Origin of the sequence: Gilvimarinus gilvus (genome assembly GCF_030518155.1) — a bacterium.
Lineage (GTDB): Bacteria > Pseudomonadota > Gammaproteobacteria > Pseudomonadales > Cellvibrionaceae > Gilvimarinus > Gilvimarinus gilvus.
In genome coordinates this window covers 1-17727 of record NZ_JAULRU010000126.1, presented here as the reverse complement: position 1 = coordinate 17727, position 17727 = coordinate 1, and the positions used below count along the sequence as shown (strand labels likewise).

Genomic DNA, 17727 nt, shown 5'->3' with positions numbered 1-17727 from the left:
CGTCCAATGACCGCGGTCTATTTTCCCGGACGAAGATGAAGAGCTAGCTGCATACGATCGCGCACGCCAAGCTTCTCATAACACGAACTTAAATGTGCCTTAACTGTGCGCTCGGTAATATCGAGCAAACGAGCTACTTCTTTATTGCTGTGGCCTTCAACAACCGCTTGAGCTACCGCTCGCTCTCGATCACTGAGCCGTTCAAGTGACATTTGGGACGGCTGCTGAGTCGGCGGTTTGGGCGTGAGCAGAAGCTCACTCATTAAATCCCGACCGAGCCAAAGGCCGTCGTACTCGATAGCTTTCTTAACTCTAGCTAGCTGCTCTGGTGCGGCCATGGCGTGTAGGTAGCCGCTACAACCCAGCGCAAACATTTCTCGTGCTTCGACGGCCGTCTCATTTAACGTAAGCGCTACCACTTTGGCACCTGCGGCTGTTAACGAAGTTAAATGCTCTCGCCAGGCGCCGTCCAACACCAGCCACGCCAATGTCTTTTCATTCGCAGAGACTTGATCGGGCGCGTAGTCAACGTATACGGCGGCCTCCTCAAAAGCGCTCTGCCAGCGTTGGGAGTCAATGTTAGACGTCGTAACAAATACTGATCGCATTATCGTTCGGTCAACGCATTTTGTTTAGCACGAAGAATAGGCTTCAACAGGTAGGACATGACCGTTTTTTTGCCGGTAATAATATCGACCTGGGTCGTCATGCCCGGAATAATTTGTGTACCTTCATCAAAGCCGGACTCCTCAGTGCGCACCCTAACCAAATAATAGGTTTGATCATCCTCATTGTCTGTGATCGTGTCGGCACTTATATGCTCCAGCTCTCCGGTCAAACCGCCGTAAACGGTAAAATCATAGGCGGTAAATTTTACCATTGCCTTCTGACCGGGCTTTAAAAAGGCAATATCTTTCGGTGATATTTTAGCTTCAATTAGCAGCTGGTCATCCAGCGGGGTCATTTCCACAACCTCGCTTCCCGGCTGTACCACACCGCCCTCGGTGTTAATAAACAAGCGTTGAATGGTTCCGCGAACCGGTGCCCGAATATCAGCGTATTTAACACGATCCGCCAATCCTAGTCCGGTTTCTGACAAACTCGATAACTTGGCCAATGTTTCCGATAACTGACCGCGCCACTCATTCTTCGCCGCCAGCTCAACCTCGGTAATATTATTGCGCGCTTCGCGAATTGCTGACAGTATTCGCTCGCGCTGCGCGATGGCTTGGTCACGCTCCCCTTCCGCGTTGGACAAATCTCGTTCCAAACGTAAAATCTCTACCTCGGAAATGGCGCCGCTGCCCAGCAAAGGCTTGGTAACCGCAAGCTCCTGTGACGACAACTCTGCCGCTCGGGTAGCTTGTTTAAGTTTAGCATCCACCTCGCTTAGCTCTTCCTGACGCTGCAAAAGTTGCTGCGTAGCACGCGAGATCTGCTGCTCCAGTTCGGCCAAATTTGAATGATAAAGCGTGCGTTCGTTGTCCGCGAGCGCGGGCTCCTGTTTAACGACCTCGGCGGGAATATCCAGCGCATCACCTGTTGCCAGCGCCTGCAACCGGGCGGAGCGAGCCAATAGAGATAAATACTGAACCCGGTTTTCGCGGTAAGACGAAACGAATCGCGTTGGATCAATTTGCATAACCAACGCCCCTTTTTCAACAACCTGGCCCTCTTCAACCAGAATCTTTTCGACGACGCCGCCATCGAATGACTGCACAATTTGCGTTTGCCTGGATGGAATAACTTTACCCTGACCGCGAGCCACCTCATCGATTTGTGCCAGACTGGCCCAAATCACCAGTACAACTAACACAATAAACATACCAAAAAGTAAGCTGCGAGCGCGCACGGGCTCCTGCTGAATTTTGGCCCAGTCGGCATCTTCCAGCCAATCGCGGGAAAGCTCGCTGGAGGGAGCAATCCAGCGAGACCACAACTTATCGACACGGCGCGACATGGGGCGCGATAAACCATCAATCGACTTTCCAAGCGTTTTAAAATGCTTTTCTTCACGCGTTTTTGCCATCAGCCCGCTCTCCCAATCCGGCCTTGACGCAACGCTTCAACCACCTGATCCTTGGGCCCGTCTGCCACGATCTTTCCGGCGTCGATCACGATAATTCGATCCACCAGTGTTAACAAAGAGGTCCGGTGGGTAATCACCAACATGGTCTTGCCAGTCGATGGCTTCACCAAATTAGTTTTAAGCGCTTCTTCACTGGAGTGATCCATAGCGCCCGTAGGTTCATCCAATAGCAGTACGGAAGGTTCAGACATTAGCGCGCGCGCAACGGCGACACTTTGCTTCTGCCCGCCCGACAGCAGTCCCCCGCGCTCTCCTACCGGCATCGACAAGCCCTGCGGATGAGCGTTAATAAACTCGGTTAGACCACATAACTCTATAACTTCCATCAGGCGGGCATCGTCGACGTGCGGATGGGCCAAAGCCAGATTTTCGCGCAATGTACCCAAAAACAAATTGATGTCTTGAGGCACGTAACCAATATTTTCCCGCAACTGGGCCGGGTCTAGCTGACCGATATCTATATTGTCGATTAATATATTGCCCGCGGAGGGGGAGTAAAGACCAGCGATTAGTTTTTGTATTGTGGTCTTACCTGAACCATTGCGTCCAAGAACCGCGACCCGCTCGCCGGGCTCCAGCACAAAACTGACATCTTTGAGAATGTCGCGGTCATCGTTAGGATAACGAAACGATACCTTTTTGAATTCGACACGCCCTTGCACGCGAGGCACATTAACCCACTGTGAGTCTTCCGGGCGCTCGACAGGCTTGTTCATTACCTGCTCTACCCCCTCGAGTGCAGTCGCCGCTTGATGATACTGCATCATCAAGCCAGCGCTCTGTCCAATCGGGGCCATAATTCGCGAAGAAAGCATATAAGCGGCGATTAACCCGCCCTGTGATAACTGACCGTCAGCAATTAAATAAACACCGACAATGATAATCGACACCGCTACCAACTGTTGAATCGACTGTGAACCGGCGGTTACCGAACCCGATAGCAACCGGGTTTTGGTGCTGGTACGAGACAAGAATACCGTTGCTCTCTCCCACAACTGCTGCATCCGCCCCTCGGCACCGAGAAACTTAAGCGACTCCAGACTGTTCAGGCTTTCCACTAATACTGAATTTCTCTGCCCGCTGGCTTCCATTGTTGCCAATGACAGTTGATGCATTCTTGTCTGTACCGAGGCGGCATAGATCAGGCAGATTAGTGCACCAACAATAATTGGAATCGTCAACCACCAGGAGGTTAGCAGCCCGATTACCAAAAGAAATACCACCACAAAAGGTAAATCAATAAAGGCAATAATGGTGCTGGAACCAATAAAAGCTCTAACCGACTCAAATGCTTGCAGCCCGGATGCGAAAGAACCAACCGAGCTTGGCTGCTCGGAGAGTTTCATTCCCAGCACCCGGGCCATAATGTTGGCCGACAGCCGAATATCGATACGACTTGCCGCCAGATCCACAAACCAGGCTCGCACGATTTTCAGTACCACATCAGCCACCAGCACAACCGCCACACCGATCGCCAACACCCACAAGGTTTCCGTTGCAAAGTTAGGTACCACACGGTCATAAACATTCATGACAAACAGTGGCATAACCAAGGCAAATAGATTGATCATAAATGCCGCTAACAGTACATCCCGGAACAAGCTGCGATGGGATTTAATCACGTCCCAGAACCAGTGCCCTTTAACCACCTCGTGAATGCCAGCGTTGCGGGCCCGAAAATTTATTTTTGGGCGAGCATAGATAACTCGACCCGCATAGCGTTCGTCGAGTTCAGCGAGAGATACGGTGGAGACAGTTTTGCCAAGCTCAGGAAATACGACGTCGGCCGTCCCCTGCTCCACGTTTAATTCAACGAGCAGACAAGCGTTATTATTTTCCAGAATGAGTATAGCGGGAAGTAACGCCTGGTTGATTTCTGCAAGCGGCCGCTGAGACAGCTGCGAAGCCAGGCCTGCGCGGGTAGCGGCCCGGTCAAATAGAGAGGGAGTCAATTGCTCTTGCTGCAGCGGCAAACCCGCCAGCAGCGTAGATTCAGAGGTGCGAATACCGTGGGCCTTCGCCAAGGCGACCAAACAGGCTGTTAGTGGCCCACCGCGCAACGGGGCGCTGCCAGCCCCGCCTGCCTTTTCACTCATAAACTCTTATTTTCCTGATAGTACTTCGAGCACTCACACAAAATATCCCGCTAGCGGGATATTTTGACACACTTTAGACAGTATGGCGCTTATCCGCCCAGATGGCGAACAGTAATTTGAACGCGGTCAGTGGCAGGCTGTACCGGACTGTTAGAGTCGATCGGCGAATCTACAACACTGGCGAGCTCCAAACCGTTAAACACAAGATAATTACGTACCGCTTTAACTCTCGCCTGCGCAATAGTCTCATTTAAGCCGGCCTTGTCGGATGTCATACGGGCACTCACTAAAACTTCAGCAACGGTGCCATTTTTGCCGAATTGCGCTATCAGACGATCGAGACGGCTCATAGCGTTCGCGCTCAAAACAGTGCTTTGTTCATCGAACATATCATCCATTTCGATGTTAAACACATCGGAAATCAACTCCGTGCGACCATAAGCCGTGGGCGAAACAACAGGGCAAGCCGACGCTGGCTCGACGCTGATCTCCGCCATATCTTCGTCAATACTCTCAAGCGCTGGCAGCTCTTCGCCAACAATATTTAACGTCGGAATCAATTGACCCGATGCATCTAACACTCGCGCATAAGCCAGGTTGAGGTCATGATTAGCGTTAATCAAAGCGCGACTGGACTCGAAATACTCGTTTTCTGCATCAAGCACGTCCAGCAGCGTACGCTGTCCAATTTGGAACTGCTCCGCATAGGCCGCGCGGACGCGATTACTGGCGTCCCGGTGTGCCTGCAGAGACACCAATTGCTCAGTAAGCTGGTTAATATCGTTATACGCAATTTGTGTATCCTGACGAAGGTTTACACACGCCTGATCGCGCTGACTCATTGCGGTATCCACTTCCGCCAGTGATTGGCGCACCGCCGCCCGATCACTACCACCGTTGAATAGGTTGTAAGTAAAGGCGAGCTCAACCGAGCCCTCGTCACCGAAGTCATCGGGATCAAAGCGCTCATCAAAGACACCCAGGTTTTGCTGTGTCCCGTAGCGAGCACGCAGCTCCACAGTCGGGTAGTAATTAGATCGCTGGGTCTTAACACCGGCCTGCGCTGAGGCGATATTCTTGATCGCGGCATGAAAGCCCGGATTACCGCGATACGCCATTTCCAGCAGCTGGTTAACGGTGTCCGGCACCTGCTCGTCCAAAAGGCTTACAGGCTGGAGTTCAGCCGGCGGTAACTGCCCGACCAAACGCAAATATTTAGCGGTGACATCGTGAAGGTTAGAAGCTTCTGTCAACAGGTTGGATTCGGCCAATGCTACCCGCCCCTCTACCTGGTCCAGGTCGGCGCGACGCCCCACACCTTGGTCAACGCGCTCTTTAATCTGCGCCTGAACTTCAAGGTGCTCTTGATAATTCGTACGAGCGAGATCTAACAATTCCCGAAAACGAACGAGGTCCTCAGCCACAGCAAAAGACTCGAGGGCGATACCGTCTAAAGTATCGCGCAGCTCAAGATAACGTACCTGCCGGGCCTCATCCAGGCGCCCTACCTCGCCACTCACCCGAAACCCGTCAAACAGCAATTGAGTAAGCGCTATTTCGGCGCGATTGGTCGTGTAATCATCACGCTCATCATAATCCCGGCGCGCTTTACCTGTGCCGGCCGAAATATCCAAAGAGGGAAAGTAGCCACCTTTAGCCCCGCGCATCTCATAGTCGGCAGCTTCAAAAGTGTGCATCGCAGATTTTACTTCCGGATTAGACTCCAATGCGCCTAACACAGCATCGCGACTGGTTTGAGTTTGAGCTACTGTCGTGACCGATATTAAAGTCAGTGCGGCACCTATAGTCCTCGCCTGGCGCAGCGGCCTCAAAAGATATTTAGACATTAATATTCCCTCAAAATAGACAACTCGATGTTATTTTACAGCATAGGACCAACACAAAGCTGCCCCAGTAATGAACGAAACGACCGGTTTCCCCAGCGCTTGCGCTTATAGCAAACCCATCAAAGTCTCAAGCCAGGATAAACCCCAAGATGAGAACTGCGTCACACATATTGACACCGTATTCAACAATGCGCCAATATTACTGTAGCTCGGTAATAGATATCAAGATATCAATGCGATTTAAGTATAAAGATAGACTATTAATTGGTCAGGGCTTATATCCGGCGTTACTGTGATGTTAGCAATTACAGAAAAACCATACGCTCACTTGTCGTGAGCGTATGGCCAAGCATATTGTAGAAGAGGTTTTGTTACCGTGCGGTTACACTATGAGAGCTCATAGCGATCAATAATATCGCGCACCAGGCCGCTACGGACGATATCATCACGCTCGAAGCGGTGAACATGCACAGAGTTCACCCCACTGAGCTTATCAATTGCGTCCGCCAAGCCATTGGCTCCCTTGATATCACTCTGTTCAATATCACCATTGATCACCACTTTACAATCTTCACCAATCCTCGTCAGAAACATTTTCATTTGCGCCATAGAGGTATTTTGCGCCTCATCGAGCACAACGAAGGTGCGGTTGTTGAAGGTTTTACCTCGCATAAATGCCAGTGGCGCAGCCACAATACGCCCGTGGCGCAAACAATAATCCACCGTACCGGCACCGAGACGTTCATTCAGAATATCGCGAAAGGCATCTATATAGACTGAAAACTTCTCATCCAGCGCGCCGGGTAAAAAGCCCAGTTGCTCGCCAGCCTCGACCGCTGGGCGGGTTAAGATGATGCGCTCGATTCGCCCTGACTCCAACGCTTCTGCCGCCAAGGCCCCGGCGCAATAACTTTTCCCGGTACCAGCGGGGCCAATACCAAAAGTTAAGCTGTGCTGTTTGATAGCGTCTATGTAGTCTTGTTGTGCGGAGGTTCGTGCTTGAAGAGGTTGAGAGGTACGTTGAGGACTGTAGGCAGTTTCGAGCTGTTGGGAGCGGGATTTCATCTCGACGATGTTGCCCTCATCCTTTCGCTGCTTGCGGGCCGATTTACCGCGCCCTTTTTTCGTGGCCTGAAAGCCACCGTTGTCCATATCGTATTGGTTACTGCGTCTTGCGTGAGATCTTTTCGCCATGGGTATTGTCCCTTTCGGTCAAAGTTTGCACTGGCACATCGCTAGGCCTTTTGACTTTGGCTCGCGACGAGCCCTACCTGCTTACGCGAAGAAAAATCACTCCTATGTCTGGGTGAATGGATACCCGAGCACGTTTGTTTTGGGAGCCAAAACACAATATGTGCCCTCGAAATTCATACTATGCCCAACCTGTAGTGTTGGTCAACGGCTTTTTAACAAAATTATTTTTGCCCAAAAAACTGCACCACAATTTGTCACATTGAGAGCCTAAAATGCCAAGATGCCCTAAATGCAGGCAAATTTCTGCACTATTGCCCCGCCAGGCGATCAGCCGGGTTCTGCTGGTAGAACTCGACATATTGGGCAAATACTTCTGGGTAGACTTCGGCCAAAACCGAGGGCAGTTCAAAAAAAACTTCACTGGTTACGGCAATAAATTCTGCCGGATTGGTAGCCGCATAACGATCGATAGGCGTACGACGCCCCAAATGGACTTGTTTGACAAAGTCTTCATAGGCGTCAGAAAAAGCCTTGCTCCAGGCGCTTGCCGACATACCTGGGCGCAGCGGCGGGAACCCATCGGCAGCACCATTGAGCATATCGAGCTTGTGGACAAATTCATGAATGACTAAGTTGTGCCCGTCAATAACCCCGGCACGCGCCGTTTGATCCCAGGCCAAAATGACACCGCCGTGACTCCACGCCTGCCCGGCCAAATGGTGCTCTACCTCATGGGCTACGCCGTACTCATCGAATTGGGTTTGCTTAGTCTTAAAAGCGGCAGGGTATACAATGACCGAAGACCAGCCACGGTACCACTCCAAACCGAGGTGAAGAACTGGAAGACAGGCTTGCAGAGCGATCAGCAACGCCATGTTGCCAGTGATGCTTATGCCACCGACGGCAATAAATTGCTTTTCGTGAATAAACAGTATCGCCAAGCGTCTGAGTTGAGCCAGCTCGTCAGCCGACAAACCTTTGAGCAACGGCAACTGCGACAACACTTGCTGCCAATCGCGCTCGTCAATTGCATTGCGCTTTAGAACTCGGTTTTCCCGCCACTGCCGCCACCAACTTAAAATCACGACACCTCCGGCTTATTACCGCCCGTACTGTCTGGTTTGGAATTGGGCTTACGACGCTTGCCGACATTTTTTTGATCGCGCAGACGATTTTTTTTCTCTTTAGGCTTATCTTTACCCGAGCGCGCCTGTGATTTTTTCTTCTCTGCAGATGTTTTTTTGCGGCCCGCCACCTTCCCCGAAGCCCGGGTTTTCTTGGGGCCTTTATAGCTGGATTCAAAACCGGATACTTTTACGAGCTCGGCACTGCGCCCTAAAAATCTTTCTATAGCCGCCATGCGGTTCCAGGCCGGGGCACTGACCAATGAAATAACACAGCCAATTTTTCCCATACGCCCTGTGCGCCCAGCACGGTGGATAAAACTCGGTACGTTATAAGGCAACTCGGCGTTAATTACTAAATCGACACCGCTGATATCGAGTCCGCGGGCTGCCAGGTCGGTAGCCACCAAAACATTCACCTCACCAGAGCTGAATGCTTTATGCACTTGCTTACGCACAGAGGCATCCATTTCTCCATGTAAACTGGCCGATCGACAACCAGCCAGTTTTAATACCTCGTTTAGCTTGTCGGCCTGCTCGCGTTTATTAACGAATATCATGGCGCGGCGGAACTCGCGCTCTGCCAACAGCGCAGGCATTAATCGCTCTACGTGTTCACGCTCGTCCACCAGTATTTTTTGCATGCTGCGCTGATCCAGTTGGTTTTCAACATGGATATTGACGCGAGTGTTAGGGTCGGTCAGAGCCGCAACAAATTCCTCAACCCCTGAACCTTGCATGGTGGCAGAAAATAACAGCGTCTGCCGCTCGGGGTTACAGTTGTAGGCAATTTGAGTTACCTCATTGGCAAAGCCCATATCCAGCGTGCGGTCAGCTTCGTCCACCACCAGAAACTGGAGTGCGCTTAGATCGATACGTGCCTCACCGACGTACTCGGCCAATCGCCCTGGCGTGGCCACTAATAAATCGGCATCGTGCAGGTAGATTTCTTGCGTTCGTTTATGGTCACCGCCGGTAAGCGCGACAACATTAACGGCATTGCGGTCACAAAGCTTGCGTCCGTGTTCGACAATTTGTCGCGCTAACTCTCGTGTGGGTGAAAGCACAAGAGCGCGAACACGGCCACTTTTACGTTTTTCGCTGTGCAGCGCTTGCATGACGGGCAATAAAAAAGCCAGTGTTTTACCGGAGCCCGTAGGCGCAGACACAACGCAGTCAGAGCCGTCCAATACCGCATCAATGGTGCGCTCTTGCACTTCGGTAGGCTGCTCTATCCCCATACGCTGCAAGTTCTGCAAAAGTGCCGGGTGGTCAATATCACAAAAAACTGAAAAGTCGGACACGTTGTGCCTCTTAAAAAGCGCCGCACTCTAGGTGCGGCGGCAAAAGAAAGGAATATAGAGCGAAAAGCGTTTACAGACGTTAGGTTAAAGAAGATACGATAGAGATCATGACACCGGCGGCAATCGCCGAGCCAATAACTCCGGCCACATTTGGTCCCATCGCATGCATCAACAAATAATTCTGCGGGTTGGCTTCCAGCCCCAGTTTATTGGATACCCGCGCTGCCATTGGCACCGCTGACACGCCCGCCGAACCTATCAGTGGGTTAATTTTTTGCTTCACAAACAAATTCATAAACTTGGCTGTCAGCACACCCATGGCGGTACCAATACCGAAAGCAACAATACCCAGCACCAAAATACCGAGCGTTTTTGGGTCAAGGAATTTGGCGGCTGCCAATTTGGAACCCACCGAGAGGCCCAAAAATATAGTCACGATATTAATCAGAGCGTTTTGCGCGGTATCGCTTAAGCGCTCAACAACACCACACTCGCGCATAAGGTTACCGAAACAGAACATGCCGAGCAGCGGCGCGGCACTTGGAAGAATCAAAGCCACCAAAATCAGCAGTATCAGCGGAAATACGATTTTCTCGCGGCGCGACACTGTGCGCAGCTGATGCATTTGAATTTTGCGCTCTTCTTCGGTTGTAAAAAGACGCATAATCGGCGGCTGGATCATCGGCACCAACGCCATATACGAGTATGCCGCCACAGCGATTGCACCCAACAGTTCTGGAGCCAAAATACTGGCAACATAAATGGCAGTTGGACCATCGGCGCCACCAATAATGCCAATGGCGGCTGCATCGGCAATGGAAAAATCAATTATTCCGGTTACCGATAGGCCAACAGCGCCCATTACGGTAGCAAAAATACCAAACTGAGCAGCCGCACCTAAGAAAAGTGTTTTAGGGTTTGCCAGCAATGGACCAAAGTCAGTCATTGCTCCCACACCCATAAAGATCAGCAGCGGAGCCACACCACTGCCAATGGCCACATTGTAAAAGTTGTAGAGCATGCCGTTGGCGTAACCCAAGTCACTCGCCAAACGATTGGCATCAGCCTGAACGCCTGCCGCAGCATGTTTGTAGGCCGCACTGATCGCCTTTACACCAGCGTCAGCTTGCTCGCCTAACAATTGCGCAATTGGCCCAATTACATCGGGGTAACCCGAATAAAGCGCGTTTTCCACCGCGGACATGGACAGACCCGCGCCGGGTATATTCGACAAAATACACCCAAAACCAATCGGCACCAGCAGCAAAGGCTCAAAGCCTTTGCGAATGGCCAAAAACAACAACAGCAGACCCACCAACATCATGACCGCCTGACCTATATCCAGGTGGTAAATGCCCGAGTCGTGCCAGAGACGTAAGAAATTTTGCATAATCTTCTCTCAGTTAAACTCGGGGGGTTAGCCGATACTCAGCAGGTTATCACCCGCCGCTACCGCATCGCCCGCTTGCACATTTATCGCAGTCACAGTACCGGCTCGGGGCGCACTAACCTCGGACTCCATTTTCATGGCTTCCAAAATCAACAAAGTATCGCCTTCGGCCACCTGCTCACCGGGCTGCACCGCCAAACGCACAATAGTGCCACCCAAAGGCGCCGGGACAGGCTCGCCGCCGCCACTGGCAGGAGCAGCGGCAGAAGCCGCGGCGCCACCGACGGCGCCAATACCGGTGATATCACCACCAGAGGCTACCGTTACGGTGTACTTTTTACCTTCCACATCCACGGTGTAAATTTCTTCACCTGAATCGGTAGTGGGCACACTGCTCTCTTTACCGGTAGGCACCGGCTCGAAAGCGTCTGGGTTGTTGCGGTTTTGCAGAAACTTCAATCCCACCTGCGGGAACAGTGCGTAAGTGAGTACATCGTCAACCTGGCCTGCGCCCTCGCTCAGTTCGATGCCTTTTTCTTGCGCTTCTCGCAACAGCTCGGTGGTCAGCTTGTCGAATTCGGGTTCTATCAAATCCGCCGGGCGACAGGTAATAGGATCAGCGTCTCCCAACACCCGCTGCTGCAGCTCTTTATTGACGGGCGCTGGCGCCGCGCCGTACTCACCTTTCAATACCCCTTCGGTTTCACGGGTAATGGTTTTATAGCGCTCGCCAGTCAGTACATTTAGCACCGCCTGTGAGCCAACAATTTGCGAGGTTGGGGTGACCAGCGGAATAAAGCCAAGATCTTCGCGAACCTTGGGAATTTCGGCCAGCACGTCATCTAACTTATCGGTAGCGTTTTGCTCACGCAGTTGATTTTCCATATTGGTCAACATGCCGCCTGGCACTTGAGCCACCAAAATACGGGAATCAACGCCTTTCAATGCACCTTCAAATTTGGCGTACTTCTTCCGCACTTCGCGGAAATAGCCAGCAATTTCTTCTAACAGGTAAATGTCGAGCCCGGTATCGCGCTCGGTGCCTTCCAGTGTTGCCACCAGTGTTTCGGTAGGGCTGTGACCGTAGGTCATAGACATGGACGAAATTGCGGTATCGACATTATCGATGCCCGCCTCCACGCACTTGAGGTTGGTGGCATGCGCCAAACCTGTCGTCGCATGACTCTGCATATGAATAGGGATATCGCAGCTTTCTTTCAAACGCTTAACCAGCTCGTAACCCACATAAGGCTTCAGTAGGCCTGCCATATCTTTAATGGCGATGGAGTCAGCTCCCATATCTTCGATGCGCTTACCCTGTTCGACCCAGCCTTCGAGCGTATGAACCGGGCTCAATGTGTAAGAAATGGTACCCTGAGCGTGCTTGCCTTGCTCCTTTACGGCCTTCAAGGCCGCTTCGATGTTACGCATATCATTCATAGCATCGAACACGCGGAATACATCCACGCCGTTGGCCGCAGCGCGCTCAACAAATTTCGCAACCACGTCGTCGCCGTAGTGACGGTAGCCCAACAGGTTTTGACCGCGCAGCAACATTTGCATTGGGGTCTTAGGCATGGCTTTTTTCAGTTCGCGAATACGATGCCAGGGATCTTCGCCGAGGTAGCGTATACAACTATCGAAGGTGGCGCCCCCCCACGTTTCTAATGACCAAAAGCCAACGTCGTCGAGCTTTTGCGCAATAGGCAACATGTCATCGAGACGCATGCGGGTGGCAAACAGTGACTGATGCGCATCGCGCAGTACCACATCGGTGATACCCAGTGGTTTTTTAACCTCGCTCATGGCGTACTTAACCCCAAGTTAATCTTGTCTGTAAATGCGTTAGCGTAAATCGTGTTTTAGCGCGTACGGTGTTGGCGAATAGCCTCTTCGATAACACGCTGAATGTGCGGCTCCACGGCGGCACCAGTGGTGGCAGGAGCGCGACTTTTCTTTGGTTCGACCGCTACCGGGTCGGGAAAGTAGCGAAGCACCAAACGCGACATAATGCCTGTGAGAATGACCAATATGGTTAAAAACACGATCACCGTGCCCATACCATAGACCATTAAATCAATGCCTTGCTGTAGCAAAGTATCTTGCATAGCGACTACCTTCTACTTAAGTGAATCACCACCCAAGGCAAAACCTGCCTTGCGAGCGGCCGAGCATTTTCTCTTATCTTTCATCAACTTACAAGATGTCATTTCGTTGACTTCAATAACATCAACTCACTTAACTACCTTTTCCCCGATTTTATCGCGTTTTCGCCAACCTTTTATCGAATTTAGCTAAAGGCAAGTTAAGCGTACAGTGTTAAAAAGCGGTAGAATCCGCACATTTGGCACAGCAGGCACCTATGAAAATTCACTTGGCCCCCATGGAGGGCGTTGTCGACTACCTCGTTCGCGATCAGGTTACCGCCATTGGCGGGGTTGACCAGTGTGTTACGGAGTTTGTCCGGGTGGTGGATCAACCTCTGCCTCGTCGCGTATTTCGACGCCTCTGCCCAGAGCTCGAAAACCTGTGTAAAACACCCGCAGGGGTACCGGTAAAACTGCAATTGCTGGGCGGTCAAGCGCCAGCCATGGGCGAGAACGCACTCCGCGCAGTGCGCGCTGGCGCCAACGCCATTGACTTAAACTTTGGCTGCCCAGCCAAAACCGTCAACAAAAGCGATGGTGGCGCCTGCCTGTTGCGCACCCCCACCCGACTTTACGACATTGTAGCGGCGGTACGTCGGGCCGTCCCCAAACAGATTACCGTCAGCGCTAAAATTCGCCTCGGTTATGAAGACCGCTCAGGCTATTTAGAGTGTGCCCATGCCTGCGCCGACGGTGGCGCCGATGAGCTTGTGGTGCATGGGCGCTCTAAGGCCGACGGCTACCACCCGCCGGCCTACTGGGACCACATCGGCCATATCCATCAGGCTCTCAGCATTCCAGTAATTGCCAACGGCGAAATTTGGACTGTGGACGATTTTATCAAGTGCCGTGAGGAATCACACTGCGAGGACATTATGCTGGGTCGTGGCTTGCTCGCCCGGCCCGACCTTGCACTGCAGATTAAGGCATTGGTTGCAGGGCAGGAATATCAACCGCAACCCTGGCGCTGGGCATTGGAGCAGCTGCATCAATATTATCAAACCAGCCTGCCTATTTACCCGATTAAATACGCTGGCAACCGGATCAAACAGTGGCTAATGTACTTGCGTACCGCCTACCCCGAGGCCAATAAGTTCTTTGAAACCATTAAAAAAGAACGCAACCCCGACGTTCTGGAGCACATTTTCCAGCAGCAACTAGGGCAACGTTAATGCAATAACTCAGTGCTTATTGCGCTGCTCTAGACGGGGCTCTGCGACAGCATCGAACTTCCCCTTGCGCCATTCAATTGCCTGAGTGGAACCGTAGGGTCCGAGTGCTTTTAGCGTATGCCCTCGCGCGGCCAGCGCTTTATGCAACGCATCGCTAGCGCTTGGCTCCAGATACAGCGTGTCAGGCTGCCACTGGTGGTGGATACGAGGCAGCGCCAACGCCTCATAGAGCCCCAACTCTAAATCAACGTGATTAATTATCGCCTGAACCACCTGGGTAATGATGGTTGGGCCACCGGCAGCGCCCAGTGTCATCACGGGCTGATCGTCCTTCAATAATAAAGTCGGACTCATACTCGATAACGGCCGCTTGCCAGGCGCAATGGCGTTGGCCTCCGTCCCCACTAAACCGTAAATATTGGGCACGCCGGGCTGCGCGGAAAAGTCGTCCATTTGATTGTTCATCACCACACCCGTCCCAGGGATAATCACCTTCGAACCAAAATCGGTATTGACGGTAGTGGTAATAGCCACCCAATTGCCATGCTGATCAGCAGTCGCAATATGTGTTGTGTGCTTATCAAATAAATCAATCGCCGCGTTTGCCGGTGTGCCATGCGTCACATCAGTCAATGCTTGTTGCAACGATATATCAGCGGCCAGTTTCTTCGCGTACTCCGCCCGAACCAAACCTTTGGGTACTTTCGTAAAAGCCGGGTCGCCCAGCCAATAAGCCCGATCGGCAAACGCCAGTTTCATTGCCTCAGCAATGACGTGATAGCGCTCAACCTCGCTGAGCTTTGCCAACTCAAACGGCTGCAGAATATTGAGTATCTGGGCGACGTGGACGCCCCCCGAGCTTGGCGGCCCAAACCCCACCACCTCGTACCCTCGGTACTGCGAGCGCACCGGCTTGCGCACCAGCATTTGATAGCGGGCAAAATCCTCAGCGGAAATTAGACCGCCATTATGCTGCATCCATTTGTCCACCGCACCGGCAAAGTCACCGCGGTAAAAATACTCACTGCCCTCGCTCGCCAACTTCTCATAGGTGTTCGCCAAATCGGACTGCACTAACTGATGTCCCACCGGCCAAGGCTCGCCAGCTTTATTCAACAACACCTTTGCGGTGGCGGGAAACTTGGCCAGCACCTCTTTGTGACGGGCAAGGCGGTTGGCATAAATTTGGTCAATCGGGAACCCGCTGCGAGCCAACTCAATAGCCGGGGCATACACCTGCGCAGACTCGAGCGCGCCCCCCTTATCCAACAAATAATCAAACAGCGCTACCGAACCGGGTATACCCGAAGCCAGAGCACCGGTGCGACTGAGTCCGCGCTGTACCTCACCGTTTCTCACAAACATATCCCGGTGCGCTTTCGCAGGTGCCTGCTCACGCCCATCGAGCGCCTCAATAGTGCCATCGGCCCAGCGCACCACCGCAAAGCTACCACCACCAATACCCGAGTTGTGGCCATCCACCACTCCCAGAGCCAGTGCAGCCGCCACGGCCGCATCAACGGCGTTACCGCCATTGGCCAACACCTGCATTGCGGCCTCGGTAGCCCTGGGCTGCACAGTGGCAACGGCGGCGCGGCCATCTGGTGTTATTTGCGCATACCCTTCCATGCCAGCAACACCCCATGGCGCCAATACCATGATGCACACTAAAACAACCCAATTACGCATTCTGTTTCCTTAAATTAATTAAATCTGATACCGATCAGCCACAGCATAACCCTATAAATCTTACCTGTTAACGGCAAAATACAGGCGTAAAAAAACCTCGACAAAGCGAGGTTAATACTAGGAGTAAACTTTTTGGCCTACCAATGCAAGCCCGTGCTTCAAAGCCAGGTGTAAAGTTACACCCAGTAGTGATTACCGCGCAGACCTTCAACGCCCATAAAAGCGCTTATTTTGCCGCGACGAATTGTACGAAAAGATACCACTGACAATGACAAGTACTGCTTCACCTTGCGCATGATCTATACCTCGAGAACTGCTTAATCTCTGCCGCTTACAGCGGGTTTTGCCCAACCTAAAAACGCAAAAAGCCCACCTGTGGAAGGGTGAGCTTTTTATTATTTTTAGTCGTCTGTGGGGTGAGTATACGCCAAAGTACGCCGACAAAGCTACAAACCTTTCAGCCAATCTAAGCGCGAACCGGTTTAAGTGGCGGGGAATGAAACTTACAAAACCGCTCTTAGTCTGCGCCTCACCCCGGAGTTCATCGACTCTAATTATGCGTGAGCCTATCCGCTAAAAGCGCCGAGCCCAATCCAGATGGGTGAACGTAAGCTGCGCCTATGGGCAGGCAATGCGAGTGAGTGCAGGCATAAAAGGCGCACTCGGGAGGGTTCAGATGGCGTTTTTTGCGAAACACCGTTTCGCGCCAGATGAACGCCCGCTAGCTATGCTCGCGGGCAGGCATGGGGACCTACATGAATGTAGGTCATTAACCAGGACCGATCCCATAAAAAAAGCCCAACCTTTCGGTTGAGCTTCCTATATATGGCGGTGAGGGAGGGATTTGAACCCTCGAACGGTTGCCCGTTACACACTTTCCAGGCGTGCGCCTTCGACCACTCGGCCACCTCACCAATATCAAACTGTTTGCCCCAAACTTACCCACTGGGTAGATTTGTTGAGGCGCCCGCCGAGCATGCGCGTGATCGCCTTCGGCGCTGTCTTCGCTGCGCTTCGGCTCGACCACTCGGCCACCTCACCAATTCGAGCTTTGGGGTAAACAGCAACCGCCCTGCTCAAGGGGGCGCTAATTTACACAAACCCCCCAATAATTGCAACGCGGGCGATGCAAATATTGCTCAAGGTGAAGTGGATTGTGTGCAAAATCAACGAGGTGGTCGGTTGTTGAACGCTTGCGGAAAAAAAAGAACTATTTTGCATGTCAGCTCTTGACGGGGTTGCAGTGAATCCCTAATATACGCGCCTCCTAACGACGCACTCGTAGCTCAGCTGGATAGAGTACTCGGCTACGAACCGAGCGGTCGGAGGTTCGAATCCTCCCGAGTGCGCCATATTAAAAAGCCTACCCTTTTGGGGTGGGCTTTTTTTATGCGTATTTGGGAGGGTGAGAACATCCGCAGGTTCGACAAATCGTCTGGAACGATTTGAACCGACCGAAGGGAGCCCATAGGGCAAAGCACAGGAGGTGCTTTGGTTAATCCTCCCGAGTGCGCCATATTAAAAAGCCTACCCCTTTGGGGTGGGCTTTTTTGTTTGCAGCTCGCTCGGATTGCCTGCCCGCAAGCACAGCTAGCGGGCGTTCACCTGGCGCGAAACGGTGTTTCGCTAAAAACGCCATCTGAACCCTCCCGAGTGCGCCATATTAAAAAGCCTA

General features: G+C 52.2%; 13 protein-coding genes and 2 tRNA genes. 3 read left to right on the top strand and 12 right to left on the bottom strand.

All coding sequences use genetic code 11. The features are described 5' to 3' along the window. Nucleotides 1-17 precede the first annotated feature (17 nt). The 10 genes from QWI17_RS00770 to QWI17_RS00725 all read right to left on the bottom strand — a co-directional run bounded on the left by QWI17_RS00770 (nt 18) and on the right by QWI17_RS00725 (nt 13152). The gene (locus QWI17_RS00770; protein WP_302720582.1) at nt 18-608 is read right to left on the bottom strand and encodes a helix-turn-helix transcriptional regulator; all 591 of its coding nucleotides are present in this window, start codon (nt 606-608) and stop codon (nt 18-20) included. Then, nucleotides 608-2029: an HlyD family type I secretion periplasmic adaptor subunit gene (locus QWI17_RS00765; protein WP_302720581.1), complete on the bottom strand. Its 1422-nt coding sequence runs from the start codon at nt 2027-2029 to the stop codon at nt 608-610. Before QWI17_RS00765 ends, QWI17_RS00770 begins: the two co-directional genes overlap by 1 nt. Continuing rightward, on the bottom strand, nt 2029-4185 hold the full coding sequence (locus QWI17_RS00760) for a type I secretion system permease/ATPase (RefSeq protein WP_302720580.1): 2157 nt from the start codon (nt 4183-4185) through the stop codon (nt 2029-2031). Before QWI17_RS00760 ends, QWI17_RS00765 begins: the two co-directional genes overlap by 1 nt. An 89-nt stretch (nt 4186-4274) precedes the next feature. Then, nucleotides 4275-6032, bottom strand: a complete 1758-nt coding sequence (locus QWI17_RS00755; RefSeq protein ID WP_302720579.1) for a TolC family outer membrane protein — start codon at nt 6030-6032, stop codon at nt 4275-4277. 387 nt (nt 6033-6419) lie between these two features. Further along, nucleotides 6420-7226: a PhoH family protein gene (locus tag QWI17_RS00750; protein WP_302720578.1), complete on the bottom strand. Its 807-nt coding sequence runs from the start codon at nt 7224-7226 to the stop codon at nt 6420-6422. A gap of 308 nt (nt 7227-7534) precedes the next feature. Beyond that, a complete protein-coding gene (locus QWI17_RS00745; protein ID WP_302720577.1) occupies nt 7535-8311 on the bottom strand; it encodes a M90 family metallopeptidase in 777 nt (258 codons plus the stop codon). Beyond that, a complete protein-coding gene (locus QWI17_RS00740; RefSeq protein WP_302720576.1) occupies nt 8308-9654 on the bottom strand; it encodes a DEAD/DEAH box helicase in 1347 nt (448 codons plus the stop codon). Before QWI17_RS00740 ends, QWI17_RS00745 begins: the two co-directional genes overlap by 4 nt. A 79-nt stretch (nt 9655-9733) precedes the next feature. Beyond that, nucleotides 9734-11044, bottom strand: coding sequence for a sodium ion-translocating decarboxylase subunit beta (locus QWI17_RS00735; protein ID WP_302720575.1), 1311 nt, complete (start codon nt 11042-11044; stop codon nt 9734-9736). A gap of 27 nt (nt 11045-11071) precedes the next feature. After that, nucleotides 11072-12850, bottom strand: coding sequence for a sodium-extruding oxaloacetate decarboxylase subunit alpha (gene oadA, locus QWI17_RS00730; protein ID WP_302720574.1), 1779 nt, complete (start codon nt 12848-12850; stop codon nt 11072-11074). A 56-nt stretch (nt 12851-12906) separates the two neighbouring features. Continuing rightward, nucleotides 12907-13152 carry an OadG family protein gene (locus QWI17_RS00725; RefSeq protein ID WP_302720573.1) on the bottom strand — a complete coding sequence of 82 codons (246 nt, stop codon included), beginning with the start codon at nt 13150-13152 and terminating at the stop codon, nt 12907-12909. 254 nt (nt 13153-13406) lie between these two features. Here QWI17_RS00725 and QWI17_RS00720 point away from each other — a divergent pair, with 254 nt between their 5' ends. Then, nucleotides 13407-14363 (top strand): tRNA dihydrouridine synthase, encoded by a 957-nt coding sequence (locus tag QWI17_RS00720; RefSeq protein WP_302720572.1) that lies wholly within the window; start codon nt 13407-13409, stop codon nt 14361-14363. Between the two features lie 9 nt (nt 14364-14372). On the opposite strand, the gene ggt is transcribed toward QWI17_RS00720, so the two are convergent. Both ggt and QWI17_RS00710 read right to left on the bottom strand, forming a co-directional pair. After that, nucleotides 14373-16052 carry a gamma-glutamyltransferase gene (gene ggt / locus QWI17_RS00715; protein ID WP_302720571.1) on the bottom strand — a complete coding sequence of 560 codons (1680 nt, stop codon included), beginning with the start codon at nt 16050-16052 and terminating at the stop codon, nt 14373-14375. Nucleotides 16053-16878: 826 nt separating this feature from the next. Further along, nucleotides 16879-16966, bottom strand: a tRNA-Ser gene (locus QWI17_RS00710). A gap of 361 nt (nt 16967-17327) precedes the next feature. Between QWI17_RS00710 and QWI17_RS00705 the strand changes: the two genes are divergently transcribed. Both QWI17_RS00705 and QWI17_RS00700 read left to right on the top strand, forming a co-directional pair. Next, a tRNA-Arg gene (locus QWI17_RS00705) sits at nt 17328-17404 on the top strand. 139 nt (nt 17405-17543) lie between these two features. Continuing rightward, the coding region (locus tag QWI17_RS00700) for a hypothetical protein (RefSeq protein ID WP_302720570.1) at nt 17544-17727 on the top strand (184 nt) is incomplete at its 3' end.

Bases quoted from the DNA above. Each gene is read 5' to 3' on its own strand.
- QWI17_RS00770 (WP_302720582.1), bottom strand. From the start codon at position 608: ATGCGATCAGTATTTGTTACGACGTCTAACATTGACTCCCAACGCTGG.
- QWI17_RS00765 (WP_302720581.1), bottom strand. From the start codon at position 2,029: ATGGCAAAAACGCGTGAAGAAAAGCATTTTAAAACGCTTGGAAAGTCG.
- QWI17_RS00760 (WP_302720580.1), bottom strand. From the start codon at position 4,185: ATGAGTGAAAAGGCAGGCGGGGCTGGCAGCGCCCCGTTGCGCGGTGGG.
- QWI17_RS00755 (WP_302720579.1), bottom strand. From the start codon at position 6,032: ATGTCTAAATATCTTTTGAGGCCGCTGCGCCAGGCGAGGACTATAGGT.
- QWI17_RS00750 (WP_302720578.1), bottom strand. From the start codon at position 7,226: ATGGCGAAAAGATCTCACGCAAGACGCAGTAACCAATACGATATGGAC.
- QWI17_RS00735 (WP_302720575.1), bottom strand. From the start codon at position 11,044: ATGCAAAATTTCTTACGTCTCTGGCACGACTCGGGCATTTACCACCTG.
- oadA (WP_302720574.1), bottom strand. From the start codon at position 12,850: ATGAGCGAGGTTAAAAAACCACTGGGTATCACCGATGTGGTACTGCGC.
- QWI17_RS00725 (WP_302720573.1), bottom strand. From the start codon at position 13,152: ATGCAAGATACTTTGCTACAGCAAGGCATTGATTTAATGGTCTATGGT.
- QWI17_RS00720 (WP_302720572.1), top strand. From the start codon at position 13,407: ATGAAAATTCACTTGGCCCCCATGGAGGGCGTTGTCGACTACCTCGTT.
- ggt (WP_302720571.1), bottom strand. From the start codon at position 16,052: ATGCGTAATTGGGTTGTTTTAGTGTGCATCATGGTATTGGCGCCATGG.